The following is a 19,244-nucleotide window of genomic DNA, read 5'->3' as shown; positions in this document are numbered from 1 at the left end:
CGTATAACCAAAATCCTGTGATGATTAACATCCTGTTTTCAACAAAAACACATATCAAAAACACGCATTAGCGCTAAGGTAATCAATAGTTGCGCAAATTCGGGCAGAGCAAATGACAACAGGCATAGTGATCGCCGCCGCCGGGCGTGGGGAACGTTTTTCGCAGGCCGGTGGCGAAGGCAACAAATTAAACGCTGAGTTTGCGGATGAGACGGGTCGCCGGCGCCCGTTGTTTGAACATACCTTGCGCCGGGCGCTGGCCTCCGGTCTGCCGATATGGGTCGTCACCCGGCCGGATAACCTGTGGGTACAGCAGGTTTGCGCCGCGTATCAGGTGCCGGTCACGCTGATCGCCAGCGCAGGTCTCGGGGATTCCATTGCCGCCGGCGTTGGCGCTACGCCGCACTGGCAGGGCTGGTTGATCCATCTGGCGGATATGCCGTTCGTCACACCCGACATCTTCCGGTTGGTCGCCGATGCGCTGCGGCATCATGCGATAGCTCGCCCCTGTTTCGACCGACGGCCTGGCCACCCGGTCGGCTTTGCCGCTCCACTGTACAAAAAGCTTTGCCAGTTGCGCGGTGATAATGGCGCACGCGAACTGCTGCAAGGGGAAGCGGTTTATCTGTTGCCTCTTGATCGGGCAAGCGTCGTGCAGGATATTGATCTTCCGTCACAGCTACCGGCCAGCGAGTAAAATCATCTATGCAGCATCTTGATATCACCGTGATCGGCCAGGCGATAAGCTGGCTCAAACAGCAGCCGGTGTGGCTGTGTACCGTACTGAACACTTACGGCTCCTCGCCGCGATCGCCAGGCGCGCTGCTGGCGGCAACTCAGAGCGGGCATTACTGCGGCTCGCTGTCTGGCGGCTGCGTGGAAGAGGATTTTCTGCGGCGAGTGGCGGCCGGGGAGTATCTGGCGGCCAGCCAGGTGATCCGCTACGGTGAAGGCGGCCTGGAGCCGAACGTGGCGTTGCCCTGCGGCGGGGTGCTGGACGTGCTGATTGAATACCTGCCGGCCGGTGACGACAGCATCGGCTACCTGACAAAAATCGCCGGCGCGCTGGACGGACACCACGCGTTGGTCAAACACCTGACCTTGCCCGATGCCTGCCGCAATCTGGAACTGACCGACTTCGCCAGCGCCACCCAGGTGGAACGCCATGGGCAACAAATCACGCTCAATATCGCCGCTGCGCCGCGCCTGCTGATTGCCGGGTTATCGAGCGTGGCGCTGTATTGCGCCGATTTCGCCGCTTCGTTGGGGTTCGAAGTGCTGGTGTGCGAGAACCGCCCGGAGGCGCTGGATAATTTCGCCCCCCAGCTCCGGCACGGCGTGACGCTGCTGCGCCAGTTCCCGGCCAAGTTTATTGAGGACGGCGGATGCCACGCCAATACCGCCATTGTGGCGCTGACTCATGACCCGCGGATGGACGATCTGACGCTGATGGAGGCCATACACACCCCGGCATTTTATATCGGTGCCATGGGATCGCTGCGCAACAGCGCGCGCCGCCGCCAGCGCCTGCAGCAGATTGCCGAGTTCAGCCCCCAAGAGCTGGAGCGTATTCATGCGCCAATCGGGCTAGCGCTCGGCAGTAAAACGCCGGCGGAAATCGCCCTGGCGGTAATGGCCGATATCGTGCAACAGAAAAATCGCACGCCGGCCCGGCCTTTCAGCCCAGAGGAATTACGGGCACCAGATGCTGAAGCTCCACATGCAGCTCCTCCCGCTCATTGAGCGAATAGCTGAACAACGTCAGGTCGGGTCCTTCCCGGCGGGCCAGACCTAACTCCGGCAATACCTGGGTGTATATCTGCACCACGTGGTCGTTGAGTGCCACCGGCTTGCCGGAATAACAAAAGCGGCAAAAATCGCCGTAGATGTCCGGCAGCGGCTCCAGCTCGGGAACGACATTGACCGAACTGTCCGCGTCGACACCGAGAGCATAATCCACCCTGACCCGCTCCCCATCCGGCGTCAAATGAGTCAGCGCGTAGATCAACGGCGGACGGCCGCCAAGCAGCTTGTAGAAATTCTCTTTGATTGCGCTGCGCAGATGCAGATGCGACTTATCCAGATGTTCGATGTCCAGGTGATAGGCGTAATTTTTCCCTCTGAGGAGATACTGGCCTTTATCGACGGTGACGCGATCGACCTTAATATCGCCAGGCTGACCGGCGGACAGCGAGCGCACCAGATGGCTGAAGTCCTGCTTGCGGGCATGACGGTAGACGCTGGGGGATTCGGCAAAGTGCTTTTTGAAACAGCGGGAAAAGGTTTGTTGGTTATCGAATTGATATTCTACGGAAATATCAAGAATGCTCTTGCGCGTGAAACGCAAAGCAAAAGCGGCCAGATACAAACGCCGGGCGCGAATATACGACGCCAGCGACAGACCGGTCTGCTTTTTGAAAAGCCGCTGCAGATACCATTTCGAGTAGCCTGATTTGGCGGACACAATATCCAATGACAGCGGATTAGTCAGATTGTCTTCAATCCAGACCAGCAGATCCCTGATGTGATTTTCCTGCGTTCCCATTTTCTTGCCGAACCTTCCGTTACCAATATGCCTTTGTGCGCGTTTTACAGCTCTGCGCGTAGGGTATACAGGTTAAAACAAGGCGTCCAGCGAGCAACAGGACTTTACACAGGATGAAATTCTGTCTGAAAGTTGCCGCCCCTATCAGGCGGCAACCGTTTTGCAGGGTTATTTCACGCAGCGCGAGCACTGGCCGGCCTGGATCTTCTGGAAGAAGTCATTGCCTTTGTCATCCACCAGAATAAACGCCGGGAAGTCTTCCACTTCGATTTTCCAGATCGCTTCCATCCCCAGTTCCGGGTATTCCACGCAGGTCAGGCTCTTGATGCTTTGCTGCGCCAGAACCGCTGCCGGGCCGCCGATGCTGCCAAGATAGAAACCGCCGTGTTTGTTGCAGGCATCCGTCACTTGCTGGCTGCGGTTACCCTTCGCCAGCATGATCATGCTGCCACCGTGGGATTGCAGCAGATCAACGTAAGAATCCATGCGCCCGGCGGTGGTCGGCCCCAACGAACCCGAGGCGTAACCGTCCGGCGTTTTGGCCGGGCCGGCGTAGTAAATCGGGTGATCCTTAACGTATTGCGGCAAACCTTCGCCGCGATCCAGCCGCTCTTTCAATTTGGCGTGCGCGATGTCGCGGCCCACGATGATGGTGCCGCTCAGCGACAGGCGGGTCGATACCGGATACTGCGACAGCTGCTTGAGGATATCGGCCATCGGGCGGTTGAGGTCGACCTTGATCGCCTCGCCTTCCCCGGCCTGGCGCAGCTCCTGCGGGATAAATTTGCCCGGATTGTGCTCCAGCTTCTCGAGCCAGATGCCGTCACGGTTGATTTTGCCCTTGATATTGCGGTCTGCGGAGCAGGAAACGCCCATGCCGACCGGGCAGGATGCGCCGTGGCGCGGCAAACGCACCACGCGGATATCGTGCGCAAAGTATTTACCGCCAAATTGCGCGCCCAGCCCCAGATTCTGCGCTTCTTTCAGCAGCTCTTCTTCCAGCGCCACATCACGGAACGCCTGGCCGTGTTCGTTGCCTTCGGTCGGCAGGCCGTCGTAATACTTGGTCGACGCCAGCTTGACGGTTTTCAGCGTAGCTTCAGCCGAAGTGCCCCCGATGACAAACGCCACGTGGTACGGCGGGCAGGCCGCGGTGCCCAGCGTGCGCATTTTATCGACCAGATAATCTTTCAGCTTGCCTGGCGACAGCAGCGCCTTGGTTTCCTGATACAGATAGGTTTTGTTGGCTGAGCCGCCGCCTTTGGCGACGCACAGGAACTTGTATTCTTCACCGTCCACGCTATAGAGATCGATCTGCGCCGGCAGGTTGCTGCCGGTGTTGACCTCTTTGTACATGTCCAGCGCGGCGTTTTGCGAATAACGCAGGTTGTCTTCGATAAAGGTGTTGTACACCCCGCGCGACAGCGCTTCTTCATCGCCGCCGCCGGTCCAGACGCGCTGGCCCTTTTTCCCCATGATGATCGCGGTGCCGGTGTCCTGGCAGGTTGGCAAAATACCCTTGGCGGCGATTTCTGAGTTACGCAGAAATTGCAGCGCAACGTACTTATCGTTTTCGCTGGCGTCCGGATCGTCAAGGATATCGGCGACCTGTTGTTGGTGCGCCGGGCGCAGCATGAACGAAGCGTCATGGAAGGCATGCTGTGCGAGCAAGGTTAAGGCTTCTGGGGCAACTTTCAGGATTTCCTGGCCTTCAAACTCACTCACAGAAACGTGATCGCGGCTCAGCAGATAGTATTCGGTATCGTCTTTCTTCAGCGGGAACGGATCTTGATAATGGAACGGTTTATTCGACATTGATCTCTCACTTGCAACATCAGCTGCGTTAAATTCACACTTACTCAGCATGCCCGGGGCAGGCTGCGGCAAAAAACTGCCCACACCTTACTTATTTTTAATCAGTCGGTTATTGCGCTGAATCGCATAATAACCCCTATATTGGCAAGGCATTACCTCAGGTGGTTTTTTTCCAACCTCATACGGCGAGCGCTGCGGGTACAGACTCAGCATGTACGCTTTATTATCCCGCAGTTAACACATTGATTACAATCCGTCAGAGACGATCGGGTTGGCAATGCGCGAAAAAACCTGCCCGCGAGTACCCCGCATCATTTGCGTCGGTGGCGTATTGCCAGCCGGTGCAGCTTTGCTTAAGCTACCGACAATGAACAAAGTAAGAATCCCCATTGCGCTGCAACAGGCGGTAATGCGCTGTCTGCGGGAAAAGCTTCAGCTGGCCCGCCAGCATTATTCCGTCGAGTTTCCTGAACCCAAAGTCGTTTACCAGCAGCGCGGCACCACTGCGGGCACCGCCTGGCTGCAAGCCTGGGAAATCAGGCTGAATCCGGTGCTGTTAATGGAAAATCAGCAACCGTTTATCGACGAAGTGGTGCCGCATGAGCTGGCGCACCTGCTGGTGTTTCGCCAGTTTGGCCGCGTGCCGCCGCATGGCCGCGAATGGCGCCATATGATGGAAAACGTCTTGCGGGTGCCCGCCAGCCGCACACACCAGTTTGAAATCGCCTCGGTGCAAAGCAAAACCTTCCCCTACCTGTGCGGTTGTCAGCAGCACCAGCTCACCGTACGCCGCCACAATCGGGTGCTGCGCGGTGAAAGCGAATACCGCTGCCGCCAGTGCGGCGAAAGACTGAGATTTATCGCTAGCGAAAAGCATTAACGAAACGTTTTATACGTTAAAACAAGTAAATATCACCATTTGCCACTCTCCTAAACTTCCGTTACCCTGCCTGCTTTTCCAATTTCGAGCTGTTTTGGAATATGCTTCGCAAAATTCTGTTTATGGTGGCTTTCATTGCAGGTGCCGCGCACGCCCACGGCATCAATAATTTCTCTCAGGCCAAGACCGCAGCGGCCAAAATCAATCAGGACGCGCCCGGCTCCTTTTACTGCGGTTGCCGGATCGACTGGCAGGGTAAAAAAGGCATTCCTGACCTCAACAGCTGCGGCTATCAGGCGCGTAAAAACGCCCAGCGCGCTCAGCGCATTGAATGGGAACACGTGGTGCCTGCCTGGCAGTTCGGCCACCAGCTGCAATGCTGGCAGCAGGGCGGCCGTAAAAACTGCAATAAAGACGCGACCTACCGCCAAATCGAAACCGATCTGCACAACCTGCAACCGGCTATCGGGGAAGTGAACGGCGATCGCAATAACTTTATGTACAGCCAGTGGAAAGGCGGCGAAGGCCAGTACGGCCAATGCCCGATGAAAGTGGATTTCAAAAATAAGCAGGCGGAGCCGCCGGCCCGCGCACGCGGCACCATTGCCCGCACCTATTTCTATATGCGCGACCGTTATCAACTGCGGCTTTCGCGCCAGCAAACCCAACTGTTCGAGGTGTGGAACCGCCAATATCCGGTCAGCCAATGGGAATGTCTGCGTGAAGCACGTATCGCAAAGGTTCAGGGCAACCACAACCCCTATATTCAACAGGCTTGCCGGCAGCGAAAAAGCTAACCGTTGGGTATATACTCTTTTTTTTCAAGCTGCAGCCCTGATGACTGCACATTAGTCAGGATCGAATATTCACATGCGTATACCCCGCATTTATCACCCGCAGCCGTTGATCGACCATGCGGAAATCGCGCTGAGCGAAGACGCCGCCAACCACGTCGGGCGCGTGCTGCGCATGAGCGCCGGCCAGGCATTGCAGCTGTTCGACGGCAGCAACCGGGTGTTTGACGCCGAGATCGTTCGGGTTGATAAGAAAAGCGTGCAGGTGCAACTCAGCGCCGGCCAGTTGGAAGACCGCGAGTCACCGCTCAATCTGCACCTGGGCCAGGTGATTTCCCGCGGGGAGAAGATGGAGTTCACCATTCAGAAATCCATCGAACTGGGCGTTAACGTCATCACCCCGCTGTTTTCCGAACGCTGCGGCGTCAAGCTGGATGGCGAGCGTCTGGCGAAGAAAATTCAGCAATGGCAGAAAATCGCCGTTGCCGCCTGCGAACAATGCGGCCGTAACCGCATTCCGGAAATTCGCGAGGCCATGCAGTTGGAAGCCTGGTGCGCCGAGCAGGACGGCAGCCTGAAGCTTAACCTGCACCCGCGCGCCAGCCACAGCATCAATACCCTGCCGCTGCCGGTGGACCATGTCCGCCTGCTGATTGGGCCGGAAGGCGGGTTATCCGCCGACGAAATTGCGATGACCACAGGTTACGGATTTACTGATATCCTGCTGGGGCCACGCGTTCTGCGTACAGAAACCACAGCGCTCACCGCAATTACCGCTTTGCAGGTACGTTTCGGCGATCTGGGTTAAAGGAGAGAAAATGATTAAGCTCGGCATCGTGATGGACCCTATCGCCTCCATCAATATCAAGAAAGACACCAGCTTCGCCATGCTGCTCGAAGCGCAGCGCCGTGGCTGGGAACTGCACTACATGGAGATGAACGATCTCTATCTGCACGCCGGTGATGGGCGCGCACGCACCCGCTTGCTGAACGTGAAAGAAGATAAAGAAAGCTGGTTCAGCTTCGGCACCGAGCAGGATCTGGCGCTGCAGGATCTGGACGTGATCCTGATGCGCAAGGATCCGCCATTCGATACCGAATACATCTACGCGACCTACATTCTGGAGCGCGCAGAGGTGAAAGGCACGCTGGTGGTCAACAAGCCTCAGAGCCTGCGCGACTGCAACGAGAAGCTGTTCACCGCCTGGTTCCCGGAACTGACGCCGGACACCCTGGTCAGCCGTAGCGCAGCCCACATCCGCAAGTTCCACCAGCAGCACGGCGACATCATCCTCAAACCGCTGGACGGCATGGGCGGCGCGTCCATCTTCCGCGTGAAGCAGGACGATCCTAACCTGTCGGTGATTATCGAGACCCTGACCGAGCATGGCAGCCGTTTCTGCATGGCGCAGAACTTCCTGCCGGCGATCAAGGAAGGCGATAAGCGCATTCTGGTGGTCGACGGCGAACCTGTGCCGTACTGCCTGGCGCGTATCCCGGCGCAGGGGGAAACCCGTGGTAATCTGGCGGCCGGTGGCCGTGGCGAACCGCGCCCTCTGAGCGAAAGCGACTGGAAAATTGCCCGCGCAGTGGCCCCGACGCTGAAAGAGAAAGGGCTGATTTTCGTTGGCCTGGACGTGATTGGCGATCGTCTGACCGAGATCAACGTCACCAGCCCAACCTGCGCGCGCGAAATCGAAGCGGCCTTCCCGGTTTCCATCACCGGCATGCTGATGGACGCGATCGAAAAGCGTCTGGCCGCGAAGTAATCCGCCATGCGGGCGGCGCTGTCGCCCGCAATCCTGACCTTCCAGAGCCTGCGCAGCCAATAACGCTGCGGCTTGAAAGGCCTACGGGTATATACCCTATGGATTTCGAGTTGCAGCCAGGCGGCCAGCTCGCTCATCCCCAGGCGCTTACTTGAGTAAGTCACTGGGGGGAGCCTGTGCAGCCAACAACGCTGCGGCTTGAAAGGCGACGGGTATAGCCGCATACTGGCGGCTGTTTAACTTATCACCACTCAATTACCTTAAATAACGCCATGAATTTACAGCACCATTTTCTTATCGCCATGCCATCTCTTCAGGATCCTCGCTTCAAACGCTCGGTGATTTACGTCTGCGAGCACAATGAAGACGGCGCCATGGGCCTGGTGATCAACAAGCCGGTGGAACAGTTCACGGTGGAAACGGTGCTGAGCAAGCTGAAGATCATGCCGCCCGCCCGCAATCCGGCCATCAGCCTGGATAAACCGGTATTCGCCGGCGGCCCATTGGCGGACGATCGCGGGTTTATCCTGCATACGCCGCGCAGTGGCTTTGGCTCCAGCATTCAGATCTCGCAGGACACCATGATCACCACCTCGAAAGACGTGCTGGAAACGCTCGGCACCCCGGAACAGCCGGATGACGTACTGGTGGCGCTCGGCTATGCCGGCTGGGAAAAAGGCCAGCTGGAACAGGAAGTGCTGGAAAACGCCTGGCTGACCATAGAAGCCGACACCGACATTTTGTTTCATACGCCGATCGCCAGCCGCTGGCGCGAGGCCGCCAACCTTCTTGGCATCGATATCCGCAGCATTGCCAACCACGCAGGACACGCCTGATGACCAACCGTACCATTATCGCCTTCGACTTCGGCACCAAGAGCATCGGCGCGGCCATCGGTCAGGAACTCACCGGCAGCGCCCGCGCGTTGGCGGCGTTCAAGGCGCAGGACGGCTCTCCAGACTGGCAAAAGATCGAAAAGCTGCTGAAAGAGTGGCAGCCGGATCTGGTAGTAGTCGGCCTGCCGTTGAATATGGACGGCACCGAGCAGTTGGTGACCGACCAGGCACGCAAATTCGCCAACCGTCTGCATGGCCGCTTTGGCGTGCAGGTCGCGCTGCATGACGAACGCCTCAGCACCGTCGAAGCGCGCGCCAATCTGTTCGATCGCGGCGGTTTCCGCGCTCTGGACAAAGGCAGCGTCGACTCCGCCTCCGCGGTGGTCATCCTGGAAAGCTGGTTCGAAAAACAGCTGGGTTAACCGGCCTGTCACGCCCCTGCTTCTCCCCCCAACAAACCGGCGTCGATCCGCTGCTGCAATCCCTGTTCAAAGGTCTGCATGCCGGACTGCGCGCCGGTTTGCAGCACGCTGGCGAGCTGATGGGTTTTGCCTTCGCGGATCATGCTGCTGACCGCCGCCGTTGCCGTCAGCACCTCAAATATTGCCACCCGCCCTCCGCCGGGCCTGCCTAGCAACTTTTGCGCAATCACCGCCTGCAGGCTGGCGGCCAGCTGCGCACGCACATAAGGCTTTTCTTCCGCCGGGAAAACGTCGACCAAACGATCCACCGCCTGCGGCGCGCTGCGGGTGTGCAGCGTCGCCAGCACCAGATGGCCGGTTTCCGCCGCAGTAAGCGCCAGACGAATGGTGGCGGTATCGCGCAGTTCCCCCAACAGGATCACATCCGGATCTTCACGCAGCGCGGCGCGTAGCGCTTCGTCAAAACTGTGGCTATCGCGACCCAGTTCACGCTGTTGGATCAGCGACTTCCGGCTATGGTGCATAAATTCGATCGGGTCTTCCAGCGTGATGATATGCCGCCGTTGATGCTGGTTGATGTCGTCGATCATCGCCGCCAGCGTGGTGGATTTACCGCTGCCGGTCGCGCCGGTGACCAGTATCAGGCCATCTTCACGCCGCAGCAGCGCGGGGACAATCGCCGGCACCGCTAACGCCGCCAACGCCGGGCAGTGGCCGGCAATCAACCGCAGCGCAATGGATACCCCCAAATTCTGCAAAAAGAAATTGGCGCGCAGCCGAACATCGCCCGCCAGCGTCAACGCCAGATCGAGCTGGCCGCGCCGCTGCAAATGTTGCCGCTGCGGCGGTTGCAGCAGCGCGCCGCACAGCTGGTGCATACGCTCCCGGGTCAGCGTTTCCGCCCCTTCCAGCGGCTGCAGTTCGCCATCAATGCGCAACATGGGCCGATGGCCCGCACAAAGGTGCAGATCGGAAGCATTATGCTTTACACTAAGGGCCACGAATTCATCGATATCCATATCAATCTCCTGGGTCAATAATGAGCACTATCCAACAGAATCTGCAGGATGTCAGAAGCCGCATCGCGGCAGCCGCTCAAGGTTGCGCACGCGCTCCAGAAGAAATCACTCTGCTTGCAGTCAGCAAGACCAAACCTGTGGCGGCGATCGCAGAAGCCATCGCCGCCGGCCAGCGTGCCTTTGGCGAGAATTACGTGCAGGAAGGCGTGGATAAAGTGCAGCATTTCGCCACGCTGCCGGAAGGCGCAACGCTGGATTGGCACTTTATCGGCCCGTTGCAATCCAATAAAAGCCGGCTGGTGGCGGAGCACTTCGCCTGGTGCCACACGGTGGATCGGCTGCGCATCGCCCAACGCCTCAGCGATCAGCGCCCGGCAGGCATGCCGCCGCTTAACGTTCTGATCCAAATTAATATCAGCGATGAACAGAGTAAATCTGGCATTGTACTGGCTGAATTACCGGCGCTGGCGGAGGCGGTAGCCGCGCTGCCGAACGTGACGCTGCGTGGGCTGATGGCGATCCCCGCTCCGGAAGAAGACTACCAGCGCCAGTTGGCGGTATTCGGCCGGATGAGCGACGCCTTCCTGGCCCTGCAACAGCACTATCCGCAGGTGGATACCCTGTCTATGGGCATGACGGATGATATGGCGGCGGCGATCGCCGCAGGCAGCACCCTGGTGCGTATCGGCACCGCAATTTTCGGCGCTCGTGATTATTCACCGGCCTGACATATAACGAGGAATTTTGATGCAACACCGTAAGATTACCTTTATTGGCGCCGGCAACATGGCGCGCGCGATTATCGCCGGCCTGGTGGCGGGCGGATACCCGGCTAAACTCATCAGCGTCTGCGCGCCTTCGGCTAAAAACCGCGATGCGCTGGCGGCGGACTACGGCATCGTCAGCAGCAGTGACAACCTGGCCTGCGCGCGCGAGGCCGAGGTCGTGGTGCTGGCGGTAAAACCGCAGATGATGGCCGACGTCTGTCAGCCGCTGCAGCAGGTCGATTTCTCCGGCAAGCTGGTGCTGTCGATCGCCGCCGGCATTCAGGTCAGCCGTTTTTACCAACTGTTGAGCGACAAACTGAGCATCGTGCGCATTATGCCCAATACCCCGTCTCTGGTTGGCAAAGGCATGAGCGGCCTGTACGCGCCGCAACAGGTCAGCCAGCAGGATCGCGACTACACCGGCGATTTGATGGCCTCCGTCGGCAAGGTTTGCTGGGTGGATGACGAAAACGGCATCAACGGCGTCATCGCCGCCGCAGGCAGCGCTCCGGCCTACTTCTTCTTGTTTATGGAAGCCATGCAGCAAGAAGCCGAGCGCATGGGCTTCGATAGCCAAACCGCACGCGAGCTGGTGCAACAGGCCGCTTCCGGCGCAGCCGCGCTGGTGGAAGCCAACCCGGACACGCCATTATCGACTCTGCGCGAGCAGGTCACCTCCAAAGGCGGCACCACCGCCGAAGCGCTGCGGGTATTCAACGAGCAACAACTGCCGGAGACCGTGGCCAAAGCCATGCGCGCGGCGGTTTCCCGTGCGCAGGAAATGGAAAAATCATTTTAAATAACCGAAAGTTAAGGAGAAGGGCCCCTTCATGCTAACGCTGACTTTTTTGGTCAAAACCGTTATTGATCTTTACGTCATGGTACTGCTGCTGCGTATTTGGATGCAGTGGACGCGTACCGATTTTTATAACCCGTTCGCCCAGTTCGTGGTGAAGATCACCCAGCCGGTGGTTGGCCCGCTGCGCCGAATAATTCCATCACTGGGGCCAATCGACAGCGCTTCTCTGTTGCTGGCGTTCCTGCTGATGACCATCAAGTACCCGCTGCTGCTGTTGATCCAGGGCGGCGCGATGTCGCTCAGCCCGTATAACCTGCTGTTTGGCCTGATTTCGCTGGTCAAGTCGGCAGGCTATCTGATCTTCTGGGTGATGATTATCCGCGCCTTGATGAGCTGGGTCAGCCAGGGCCGCAGCCCGATCGACTATGTGATGTATCAGTTGACGGAACCCCTGATGGCCCCGATCCGCCGCATTCTTCCGGCCATGGGCGGTATCGATTTTTCAGGGATGGTGGTGATCCTGATCCTGTATCTGATCAACTACCTGGGTATGGATCTGTTCGGTGAGATCTGGTTCCTGCTGTGAGTGCAGTCACTCCCGTGCTGGACGGGCTGGCAATCAGGCTATATATTCAGCCGAAAGCCAGCCGCGACCAGATTATCGGTTTGCATGGCGACGAACTTAAAGTCGCCATTACCGCCCCGCCGGTTGACGGCCAGGCCAACGCCCATCTGATCAAGTTTATCGCCAAGCAGTTTAAAGTGGCGAAAAGCAACGTCACCATCGAGAAAGGCGAACTGGGGCGGCATAAACAGTTACGCATCGTTAATCCGCAACAGATCCCCGCCGTGGTCGCGGCGCTTATCGAGTAATTTTCAAGGTAGTCATTATGCAAAAAGTCGTTCTTGCCACCGGTAACCCGGGGAAAGTGCGTGAACTCGCCGACCTGCTGGCCGATTTCGGTCTGAACGTGGTCGCACAAACCGAGCTGGGCGTGGATTCCGCCGAGGAAACCGGCCTGACGTTTATCGAAAACGCCATCCTGAAAGCCCGTCACGCGGCGCAAATCACCGGCCTGCCGGCGATCGCCGATGACTCCGGCCTGGCGGTGGACGCCTTGGGCGGCGCACCTGGCATCTACTCTGCGCGCTACGCCGGCGTAGACGCTTCCGACCAGCAAAACCTCGACAAGCTGCTGGTGGCGCTGAAAGACGTGCCGCAAGGCAGCCGCGGCGCGCAGTTCCACTGCGTGCTGGTGTACATGCGTCATGCAGAAGACCCGACGCCGCTGGTGTTCCACGGTAGCTGGGCGGGTGAAATCGGCTTTGAATCCGCCGGTGCCGGTGGTTTCGGTTACGATCCTGTCTTCTACGTGCCGGAACTGGGCCGCACCGCCGCCGAACTGAGCCGCGACGAGAAGAGCGCGGTGTCACACCGCGGTCAGGCGCTGAAGCTGATGCTGGAAGCCATGCGCAATGCTTAAGCTGCCTCCGCTGAGTTTGTACATTCACATCCCGTGGTGCGTGCAGAAATGCCCGTACTGCGACTTCAACTCGCACGCGTTGAAGGGGGAAGTGCCGCATCAGGAATACGTCGATCACCTGCTGGCCGATCTGGATGCCGATCTGCCGCTGGTAAGCGGCCGGGAAATCAGCACCATTTTTATCGGCGGCGGCACCCCCAGCCTGCTGAGCGCCGAGGCGATGCAATCGCTGCTCGATGGCGTGCGGGCGCGTATTCGCGTCGCCGATGACGCGGAGATCACCATGGAGGCCAACCCCGGCACCGTGGAGGCCGATCGCTTCAGCGGCTACCAGCGCGCCGGTGTGAACCGCATCTCGATCGGCGTGCAAAGCTTCAGCGCAGAGAAGTTAACCCGTCTGGGGCGCATTCACGGCCCGGAAGAGGCCAAGCGTGCGGCACACCTGGCCACCGGTCTCGGCCTGCGCAGCTTTAACCTCGATCTGATGCACGGTTTGCCGGACCAGTCGCTGGAAGAGGCGCTGGACGATCTGCGCCAGGCGATCGCTTTGAACCCGCCGCACCTGTCGTGGTATCAGTTGACCATCGAGCCGAACACCCTGTTCAGCTCGCGGCCGCCGGTGCTGCCGGACGACGATGCGCTGTGGGACATCTTCGAACGCGGCCACCAGTTGCTGAGCGCCGCCGGCTACCGGCAGTATGAAACCTCGGCCTACGCCAAACCGGGTTATCAATGCCGGCACAATCTCAATTACTGGCGCTTCGGCGACTACCTGGGGATTGGCTGCGGCGCGCACGGCAAGCTGACCTTCAGCGACGGCCGCATTCTGCGCACCGCGAAAACCAAGCATCCGCGCGGTTTTATGCAGGGCAAGTATATGGACAAACAGCATGAGGTGACGACGGCGGATCGGCCGTTCGAGTTCTTTATGAACCGCTTCCGCCTGCTGGAGGCCGCGCCGCGTGCCGATTTCGCCAACTACACCGGGCTGGATGAAAGCGTGATTCGCCCACAGTTGGATGAGGCGCTGGAGAAAGGTTATCTGGAAGAAACGGCGGAATACTGGCAGATCACCGAAAAAGGCAAACTGTTCCTTAACTCGCTGCTGGAGCTGTTCCTGGTGGACGACGAGTAAAAAAAAGCGCTGAACTATCAGCGCTTTTTTATTGATTCTAGTCTGGGAAAAATTCTTGTGAAAGTGCGTGCTGGGCATCCCAAATGGCGCTTTCGGGGAAAACGTCCAATCCGGTTTCCGTGGTGGCAAGCGCTACCGCTTTTGACCAAATCACGTCCAGCCAATCTGCATCACCGAGCTTACTTTTTAAACTCGGCGATTCTTTCAAACTGTAAAGCACCTCTTTCCGTTGCGCTTTAATGGTTTTTTCCCAACTGCTTCCACGCCGCACCGGCTGATACTTCCATTTCAGCAGGTGTGCAATCAGCACCGTCATGCGGCTTGCAAGTTCCCTTTGCTCGCTCTTCCCCACGTCCTCAATCTCCTCGGCGATCTTTTCAATATCGATCTCAGACAATTTTCCGGAGCGCAAAAGAGCTGCCTGTTCATTTGCCCAGGCGACAACATCAGTTTCGTAGCGAGTATGGCCCATAGCGTTCTCCGTAAACACCCATGAATCAGTACATAATTTAACCAGTCTGTCAGATAACAATCCGCAGGTCAAAATATGCCCCCCTGATTGACTGTTACTTCAACGCGTTAAGCAGATCTTTACGCTGGGTTTCCAGGCCGGTAACGCGGCTGCAGACGTCGTGACCAAAGTTCTGGAAATCCTGCTCCTGGTTGTTCCATTCGTTCTGAATCGCCTTCTGCAGGCCACCCAGATTGCCCATAATCGCCTGCAACGGGTTACCGCCGCTGCTGGCGGCCTGCTTGACGCCCATCTCGTTCAGGCTGTCTTGCAGCACGCCGCCCATGCTTTGCTGCACGAGATTGCGGCCATCCTGCTCAACCTGGTCGATCGCCTTGTGGTGGAAAGCCAGGCCGTCGCTGCGGTGTTCGATAATGCGGTTCATCTGCTGCTTAAGCTGGTCGTTCAACGTGGTCAGGCGGTTGCGCACATTGCTGTCGCTACCCAGTTCCTTCACGATCACCTTGTCCAGCGCCACCCGCGCTTTTTCCAGATGCTGCTGCGCGCCCTTGTCGATCCACGGCAGTTCTTTGCGTAGCGCACTCTGGTAACTGAAGGCTTTCTGACGCTGGCTGTCGTTGAGGCTCAGCGCCTGGCCGTTACGGGTGACGTCGCCATCCGCCGAGATCTGCAGATTGCCGCTGGCGCCAGTCACCTGCACGTTCTGCGGGCTGATAACCACATCGTCCTGGGGTTTAACGCTGCACTGATATTCGGCATGCGCCTGTGAAGCGGTCAACAGCAGTAAGGCTAACCCGGTTTTCTTTAACATATTTTCTCCTGACTCCCTTCCGTGGTGGGATTAAAAAATCGAACGGCTAATCCGTTGAGACAACAGTTCCAGCGCCGCAGTTCCCGCCAGGGAGTTACCGGACGCATCCAGCTCCGGCGACCAGACGGCGATCGACAGCTCATCGGGCACGATAGCGACAATGCCGCCGCCCACGCCGGATTTGCCCGGCATGCCCACCCGATAAGCAAACTCCCCCGCGCCGTCGTACATACCGCTGGTCATCATCAGGGCATTGATCTGGCGCGCCTGCAGCGGGCTTATCACTTCGCGCCCACGGAGATCGCGCCCGTGATTGGCCAGATAGGCAAAACTGCGCGCCAGCTCAACGCAGCTCATGCGCAGCGCACAGTAGTGGAAATAGGTTTGCAGAACGGTGAGCACGTCGTTTTCGAAGTTGCCGAACGACTTCATCAGATAGGCTATCGCCGCGTTGCGATCGGAGTGTTCGAACTCGGAGCGCGCCACGCGGGAGTCATAGGCCAGATCGTCTTCGCCGGTCAGTTGCCGCACCACTTCCAGCATCCGCTGTTTAGGGGCGCTGAGCCGGGTTTGCAGCATGTCGCACACCACCAGCGCGCCGGGGTTGATAAACGGATTGCGCGGCTTGCCCTGTTCCATTTCCAGCTGCAACAACGAGTTGAACGGCAGGCCGGAAGGCTCTTTGCCGACCCGTTGCCAGATCTCGTGCTCCTGGTAGCGCGTCAGCGCCAGCGTCAGGCTCAGCACCTTGGAAATAGACTGAATAGAGAAACGTTCCGTGGCGTCCCCGGCCTGGAACATCTCGCCGTCGACGGTGCAAACGGCGATCGCCAAACGGTCGGCGGCCACTTCCGCCAGCGCCGGTATATAGTCCGCCACCTTCCCTTTGCCAATCAGCGGGCGCACCTGTTGCAGGATGTCATCCAGCAACGCGTTATCCAATGTCGTTACCACCTCGGTCACACTCCGGCTTTCCCTTCATCTTTCAAGCCGCAACTTGAAATCTATTGGGCATAAAACAAAGGCGCCGTTAAGGCACCTTAAATTCAAGGAACGGCGCGGCGCGAAGCCGCACTCATCAGGCTGAGAAAATCAATCCCACCAGATATCGAACAGATCGCTGACCTTAACGTCGGACAGCTTGCGCGCTTCCAGCCATTTTTTGACCAGTTCACGCTGTTCGTCGGTGCAATGCCCGATGGTTTGCAGGCAGATTAACCCTTCCCACTGCAGATAGCCGCTGCCGTCAAAGGCCAGGCCGTTCGGCTCAATCACTTCGTCGATGAAAGCGTCCAGCGTGCTGTCGATATCCTCAACCGCGGTGCCTTCGGCAAAGCGCCATGCTACGGAGAAACCCAGCTCCTGAAACTCTTCAATGTGTAACTTTTTACGTAAACGACGACTGCGGTTCTTAGCCATTATTCTTTCCTCTCAAACATCAAATCCCAAACGCCATGTCCCAGACGCTGGCCGCGTAATTCAAATTTTGTCAGCGGGCGTGAATCCGGACGCGGCACGTAATCATTATCGCTGGAAAGATTACGGTAGCCTGAGATCCCGTTCATAACCTCTAACATATGTTCTGCATAAGGTTGCCAGTCGGTGGCCATATGGAACACGCCGCCGACTTTCAGTTTGCGTCGCACCAGTTCAACAAACGGCGTCTGTACGATGCGGCGTTTGTTGTGGCGCGCTTTGTGCCACGGATCGGGGAAAAACAGCTGCACCATGTCCAGCGACCCGTCCGGGATCATATTCTCCAGCACCTCAACCGCATCGTGACACATCACGCGCAGGTTGCTCAATTCCGCTTCAGTGGCGTCAGCCAGGCAAGCGCCCACGCCCGGCGAATGCACCTCAATCCCCAGGAAGTTCTGCTGCGGATTGTTGCTCGCCATGGTCACCAGCGAGGCGCCCATGCCAAAACCGATCTCCAGCACGGTCGGCGCGTCGCGCCCGAACAGTGCGGCGATATCGACAGGTTCAGCCTGATACTCCACGCCCATCACCGGCCAATAGTTGTCCAGCGCGTGCTGCTGGCCTTTGGTCAACCGCCCCTGGCGGCGGACAAAACTGCGGATACGGCGCATCGCGCGGCCGTTCTCATCAAATTCCGGGGAGATGACGTCATTAATCATAGTGCTTTCTGTCTGTTTGGCTGCCAATTAGGGAAACGCGCATTATGCAAAGATACCTTGGTTTAGCAAGTGTTCATCTTGATACCTGCCGTGCGACGTCGGAAAGTTCCGGTTTACAGCAACATGACTCTATGCTGCAATCTCGCTTCATTTTCTGCCGGATATCGAATCTGCTTATGATGCAAGCACAACAGTTCGCACAGGTGGTGCTTGACTGGTACCAGCGTTACGGCCGTAAAACCCTGCCGTGGCAGCTTGATAAGACCGCCTATCAAGTATGGCTCTCCGAGGTCATGTTGCAACAAACTCAGGTTGCCACCGTTATTCCTTACTTTCAGCGTTTTATGGCGCGCTTTCCCAACGTACGCGCATTGGCAGAAGCGCCGCTGGACGAAGTGCTGCACCTGTGGACCGGCCTGGGTTACTACGCTCGCGCGCGCAACCTGCATAAGGCGGCGCAGACCATTGTCGCACAGCACGGCGGCGAGTTCCCGACAACCTTTGAAGAAATCGCCGCCCTGCCCGGCATCGGCCGCTCAACCGCCGGTGCGGTGCTGTCGCTGGCGCTCGGTCAACACTATCCGATCCTCGACGGCAACGTGAAGCGCGTGCTGGCCCGCTGCTATGCGGTTGAGGGCTGGCCGGGCAAAAAAGACGTAGAGAACCGCCTGTGGCGGATCAGTGAAGACGTCACCCCGGCCCAGGGCGTCGGCCAGTTCAATCAGGCGATGATGGATCTGGGCGCGATGGTGTGCACCCGCTCCAAACCCAAATGCGAGCTGTGCCCCCTTAATACCGGCTGCATCGCTTACGCTAACCACAGTTGGGCAAAATACCCCGGTAAAAAACCTAAGCAGACGCTGCCGGAAAAAACCGCCTACTTCTTATTGCTGCAAAGCGGCGAGCGGGCGTGGCTGGAACAGCGCCCGGCCGTCGGGCTGTGGGGCGGGCTGTTTTGCTTCCCGCAGTTCAGCGAACGCGAAGAGATGGAACTCTGGCTGCAACAGCGCGGTCTGAAAGGCAATCGCCTGGAGCAGTTGACCGCATTTCGCCATACTTTCAGCCATTTCCATCTCGATATCGTGCCAATGTGGCTGGAAATGAACGCGGCGGGCGGCAGTATGGATGAGGGGGTCGGTCTCTGGTATAACCTGGCGCAACCGCCCGCCGTCGGGCTGGCGGCGCCGGTTGACCGCCTGTTGCAACAGTTGGCAAAACACTCCCCGCTCCAACAGGGTTAATACCCTAAATAATGAGGAATTAGCATGAGCAGAACCATTTTTTGTACCTTCTTGCAGCGCGATGCCGAAGGGCAGGACTTCCAGCTTTATCCAGGGGACATCGGCAAACGCATCTATAACGAGATCTCGAAAGAGGCCTGGGCCGAATGGATGAAAAAACAGACCATGCTGATCAACGAGAAAAAGCTGAACATGATGAACGTGGATGACCGCAAACTGCTGGAAGCCGAAATGGTCAAATTCCTGTTCGAAGGGCACGACGTCCATATCGAAGGCTATACGCCACCAAGCGAATAATGCTGTTGGGGCCAGGCGCT

Annotated in this window: 24 protein-coding genes; 16 read left to right on the top strand and 8 right to left on the bottom strand. The window is 58.1% G+C overall.

Annotation, left to right across the window (positions count from 1 at the left end; translation table 11 throughout):
* The first annotated feature begins 112 nt into the window (after positions 1–112).
* Together JK621_RS20135 and JK621_RS20130 are read left to right on the top strand one after the other, a co-directional pair.
* Entirely contained in the window at positions 113–697 is a 585-nt protein-coding gene (locus JK621_RS20135) for a nucleotidyltransferase family protein (RefSeq protein ID WP_212557358.1), read from the top strand.
* A gap of 8 nt (positions 698–705) precedes the next feature.
* Positions 706–1,743: an XdhC family protein gene (locus JK621_RS20130; RefSeq protein ID WP_212557357.1), complete on the top strand. Its 1,038-nt coding sequence runs from the start codon at positions 706–708 to the stop codon at positions 1,741–1,743.
* Here the strand turns inward: JK621_RS20130 and JK621_RS20125 are convergent.
* Positions 1,679–2,545 carry a helix-turn-helix domain-containing protein gene (locus JK621_RS20125; RefSeq protein WP_212557356.1) on the bottom strand — a complete coding sequence of 289 codons (867 nt, stop codon included), beginning with the start codon at positions 2,543–2,545 and terminating at the stop codon, positions 1,679–1,681. The two genes, JK621_RS20130 and JK621_RS20125, sit on opposite strands and share 65 nt — an antisense overlap.
* A gap of 168 nt (positions 2,546–2,713) precedes the next feature.
* Positions 2,714–4,360, bottom strand: coding sequence for a class I fumarate hydratase FumA (gene fumA, locus JK621_RS20120; protein WP_126485170.1), 1,647 nt, complete (start codon positions 4,358–4,360; stop codon positions 2,714–2,716).
* Between the two features lie 367 nt (positions 4,361–4,727).
* Here fumA and JK621_RS20115 point away from each other — a divergent pair, with 367 nt between their 5' ends.
* The 6 genes from JK621_RS20115 to ruvX all read left to right on the top strand — a co-directional run bounded on the left by JK621_RS20115 (position 4,728) and on the right by ruvX (position 9,061).
* Positions 4,728–5,240: a SprT family zinc-dependent metalloprotease gene (locus tag JK621_RS20115; protein ID WP_212557355.1), complete on the top strand. Its 513-nt coding sequence runs from the start codon at positions 4,728–4,730 to the stop codon at positions 5,238–5,240.
* 101 nt (positions 5,241–5,341) lie between these two features.
* The gene (gene endA, locus JK621_RS20110; RefSeq protein WP_212557354.1) at positions 5,342–6,037 is read left to right on the top strand and encodes a deoxyribonuclease I; all 696 of its coding nucleotides are present in this window, start codon (positions 5,342–5,344) and stop codon (positions 6,035–6,037) included.
* 73 nt (positions 6,038–6,110) lie between these two features.
* Positions 6,111–6,842 carry a 16S rRNA (uracil(1498)-N(3))-methyltransferase gene (rsmE, locus tag JK621_RS20105; protein ID WP_212557353.1) on the top strand — a complete coding sequence of 244 codons (732 nt, stop codon included), beginning with the start codon at positions 6,111–6,113 and terminating at the stop codon, positions 6,840–6,842.
* Positions 6,843–6,852: 10 nt separating this feature from the next.
* The gene (gene gshB, locus JK621_RS20100; RefSeq protein WP_212557352.1) at positions 6,853–7,803 is read left to right on the top strand and encodes a glutathione synthase; all 951 of its coding nucleotides are present in this window, start codon (positions 6,853–6,855) and stop codon (positions 7,801–7,803) included.
* A 272-nt stretch (positions 7,804–8,075) separates the two neighbouring features.
* Positions 8,076–8,639 carry a YqgE/AlgH family protein gene (locus JK621_RS20095; RefSeq protein WP_212557351.1) on the top strand — a complete coding sequence of 188 codons (564 nt, stop codon included), beginning with the start codon at positions 8,076–8,078 and terminating at the stop codon, positions 8,637–8,639.
* Positions 8,639–9,061, top strand: a complete 423-nt coding sequence (gene ruvX / locus JK621_RS20090; protein ID WP_212557350.1) for a Holliday junction resolvase RuvX — start codon at positions 8,639–8,641, stop codon at positions 9,059–9,061. The genes JK621_RS20095 and ruvX overlap by 1 nt, the downstream gene beginning before the upstream one ends.
* An 8-nt stretch (positions 9,062–9,069) precedes the next feature.
* On the opposite strand, the gene JK621_RS20085 is transcribed toward ruvX, so the two are convergent.
* Entirely contained in the window at positions 9,070–10,080 is a 1,011-nt protein-coding gene (locus JK621_RS20085) for a type IV pilus twitching motility protein PilT (RefSeq protein WP_212557349.1), read from the bottom strand.
* Between the two features lie 20 nt (positions 10,081–10,100).
* On the opposite strand from JK621_RS20085, the gene JK621_RS20080 reads away from it, so the two are divergent.
* Genes JK621_RS20080 through hemW form a run of 6 tightly spaced genes read left to right on the top strand, consistent with a single transcriptional unit; the run spans position 10,101 to position 14,265 of the window.
* On the top strand, positions 10,101–10,808 hold the full coding sequence (locus JK621_RS20080) for a YggS family pyridoxal phosphate-dependent enzyme (protein WP_212557348.1): 708 nt from the start codon (positions 10,101–10,103) through the stop codon (positions 10,806–10,808).
* Positions 10,809–10,827: 19 nt separating this feature from the next.
* Positions 10,828–11,646, top strand: coding sequence for a pyrroline-5-carboxylate reductase (gene proC / locus JK621_RS20075; protein WP_212557347.1), 819 nt, complete (start codon positions 10,828–10,830; stop codon positions 11,644–11,646).
* Positions 11,647–11,677: 31 nt separating this feature from the next.
* Positions 11,678–12,232 (top strand): YggT family protein, encoded by a 555-nt coding sequence (locus tag JK621_RS20070; protein ID WP_212557346.1) that lies wholly within the window; start codon positions 11,678–11,680, stop codon positions 12,230–12,232.
* Positions 12,229–12,519 carry a DUF167 family protein YggU gene (gene yggU, locus JK621_RS20065; protein ID WP_004948014.1) on the top strand — a complete coding sequence of 97 codons (291 nt, stop codon included), beginning with the start codon at positions 12,229–12,231 and terminating at the stop codon, positions 12,517–12,519. Before JK621_RS20070 ends, yggU begins: the two co-directional genes overlap by 4 nt.
* A gap of 17 nt (positions 12,520–12,536) precedes the next feature.
* Entirely contained in the window at positions 12,537–13,130 is a 594-nt protein-coding gene (gene rdgB / locus JK621_RS20060; protein WP_212557345.1) for an RdgB/HAM1 family non-canonical purine NTP pyrophosphatase, read from the top strand.
* Positions 13,123–14,265 (top strand): radical SAM family heme chaperone HemW, encoded by a 1,143-nt coding sequence (hemW, locus tag JK621_RS20055; RefSeq protein WP_212557344.1) that lies wholly within the window; start codon positions 13,123–13,125, stop codon positions 14,263–14,265. Before rdgB ends, hemW begins: the two co-directional genes overlap by 8 nt.
* Positions 14,266–14,302: 37 nt before the next feature.
* Here the strand turns inward: hemW and JK621_RS20050 are convergent, their stop codons facing one another.
* The 5 genes from JK621_RS20050 to trmB form a co-directional block, all read right to left on the bottom strand.
* Entirely contained in the window at positions 14,303–14,737 is a 435-nt protein-coding gene (locus tag JK621_RS20050; protein WP_212557343.1) for a DUF29 domain-containing protein, read from the bottom strand.
* Between the two features lie 94 nt (positions 14,738–14,831).
* The gene (locus JK621_RS20045) at positions 14,832–15,548 is read right to left on the bottom strand and encodes a DUF2884 domain-containing protein (RefSeq protein WP_212557342.1); all 717 of its coding nucleotides are present in this window, start codon (positions 15,546–15,548) and stop codon (positions 14,832–14,834) included.
* Between the two features lie 30 nt (positions 15,549–15,578).
* Complete coding sequence (gene glsB / locus JK621_RS20040; RefSeq protein WP_212560248.1) at positions 15,579–16,502, bottom strand: glutaminase B; 924 nt, start codon at positions 16,500–16,502, stop codon at positions 15,579–15,581.
* A gap of 138 nt (positions 16,503–16,640) precedes the next feature.
* Positions 16,641–16,967 carry a YggL family protein gene (locus JK621_RS20035; RefSeq protein WP_004948032.1) on the bottom strand — a complete coding sequence of 109 codons (327 nt, stop codon included), beginning with the start codon at positions 16,965–16,967 and terminating at the stop codon, positions 16,641–16,643.
* Complete coding sequence (gene trmB / locus JK621_RS20030) at positions 16,967–17,686, bottom strand: tRNA (guanosine(46)-N7)-methyltransferase TrmB (protein WP_013814492.1); 720 nt, start codon at positions 17,684–17,686, stop codon at positions 16,967–16,969. Before trmB ends, JK621_RS20035 begins: the two co-directional genes overlap by 1 nt.
* Before the next feature lie 176 nt (positions 17,687–17,862).
* On the opposite strand from trmB, the gene mutY reads away from it, so the two are divergent.
* Together mutY and JK621_RS20020 are read left to right on the top strand one after the other, a co-directional pair.
* Positions 17,863–18,927, top strand: coding sequence for an A/G-specific adenine glycosylase (gene mutY, locus JK621_RS20025; RefSeq protein WP_212557341.1), 1,065 nt, complete (start codon positions 17,863–17,865; stop codon positions 18,925–18,927).
* Between the two features lie 24 nt (positions 18,928–18,951).
* Positions 18,952–19,224: an oxidative damage protection protein gene (locus JK621_RS20020; RefSeq protein WP_004948040.1), complete on the top strand. Its 273-nt coding sequence runs from the start codon at positions 18,952–18,954 to the stop codon at positions 19,222–19,224.
* The last annotated feature ends 20 nt before the right edge of the window (positions 19,225–19,244 follow it).

Origin of the sequence: Serratia plymuthica, from assembly GCF_018336935.1 — a bacterium.
Classification (GTDB): Bacteria; Pseudomonadota; Gammaproteobacteria; order Enterobacterales; family Enterobacteriaceae; genus Serratia; species Serratia plymuthica_B.
The sequence above is the reverse complement of the archived record's forward strand: the minus strand, read 5'-3'. Positions and strand labels throughout refer to the sequence as shown.

Coding starts and splice junctions, on each gene's coding strand:
- JK621_RS20085 (WP_212557349.1), bottom strand. CDS start 10,080: ATGGATATCGATGAATTCGTGGCCCTTAGTGTAAAGCATAATGCTTCC.
- JK621_RS20050 (WP_212557343.1), bottom strand. CDS start 14,737: ATGGGCCATACTCGCTACGAAACTGATGTTGTCGCCTGGGCAAATGAA.
- JK621_RS20135 (WP_212557358.1), top strand. CDS start 113: ATGACAACAGGCATAGTGATCGCCGCCGCCGGGCGTGGGGAACGTTTT.
- fumA (WP_126485170.1), bottom strand. CDS start 4,360: ATGTCGAATAAACCGTTCCATTATCAAGATCCGTTCCCGCTGAAGAAA.
- trmB (WP_013814492.1), bottom strand. CDS start 17,686: ATGATTAATGACGTCATCTCCCCGGAATTTGATGAGAACGGCCGCGCG.
- JK621_RS20070 (WP_212557346.1), top strand. CDS start 11,678: ATGCTAACGCTGACTTTTTTGGTCAAAACCGTTATTGATCTTTACGTC.
- JK621_RS20130 (WP_212557357.1), top strand. CDS start 706: ATGCAGCATCTTGATATCACCGTGATCGGCCAGGCGATAAGCTGGCTC.
- ruvX (WP_212557350.1), top strand. CDS start 8,639: ATGACCAACCGTACCATTATCGCCTTCGACTTCGGCACCAAGAGCATC.
- JK621_RS20080 (WP_212557348.1), top strand. CDS start 10,101: ATGAGCACTATCCAACAGAATCTGCAGGATGTCAGAAGCCGCATCGCG.
- mutY (WP_212557341.1), top strand. CDS start 17,863: ATGATGCAAGCACAACAGTTCGCACAGGTGGTGCTTGACTGGTACCAG.
- JK621_RS20095 (WP_212557351.1), top strand. CDS start 8,076: ATGAATTTACAGCACCATTTTCTTATCGCCATGCCATCTCTTCAGGAT.
- JK621_RS20115 (WP_212557355.1), top strand. CDS start 4,728: ATGAACAAAGTAAGAATCCCCATTGCGCTGCAACAGGCGGTAATGCGC.
- rdgB (WP_212557345.1), top strand. CDS start 12,537: ATGCAAAAAGTCGTTCTTGCCACCGGTAACCCGGGGAAAGTGCGTGAA.
- proC (WP_212557347.1), top strand. CDS start 10,828: ATGCAACACCGTAAGATTACCTTTATTGGCGCCGGCAACATGGCGCGC.
- endA (WP_212557354.1), top strand. CDS start 5,342: ATGCTTCGCAAAATTCTGTTTATGGTGGCTTTCATTGCAGGTGCCGCG.
- hemW (WP_212557344.1), top strand. CDS start 13,123: ATGCTTAAGCTGCCTCCGCTGAGTTTGTACATTCACATCCCGTGGTGC.
- JK621_RS20045 (WP_212557342.1), bottom strand. CDS start 15,548: ATGTTAAAGAAAACCGGGTTAGCCTTACTGCTGTTGACCGCTTCACAG.
- rsmE (WP_212557353.1), top strand. CDS start 6,111: ATGCGTATACCCCGCATTTATCACCCGCAGCCGTTGATCGACCATGCG.
- JK621_RS20035 (WP_004948032.1), bottom strand. CDS start 16,967: ATGGCTAAGAACCGCAGTCGTCGTTTACGTAAAAAGTTACACATTGAA.
- JK621_RS20125 (WP_212557356.1), bottom strand. CDS start 2,545: ATGGGAACGCAGGAAAATCACATCAGGGATCTGCTGGTCTGGATTGAA.
- gshB (WP_212557352.1), top strand. CDS start 6,853: ATGATTAAGCTCGGCATCGTGATGGACCCTATCGCCTCCATCAATATC.
- JK621_RS20020 (WP_004948040.1), top strand. CDS start 18,952: ATGAGCAGAACCATTTTTTGTACCTTCTTGCAGCGCGATGCCGAAGGG.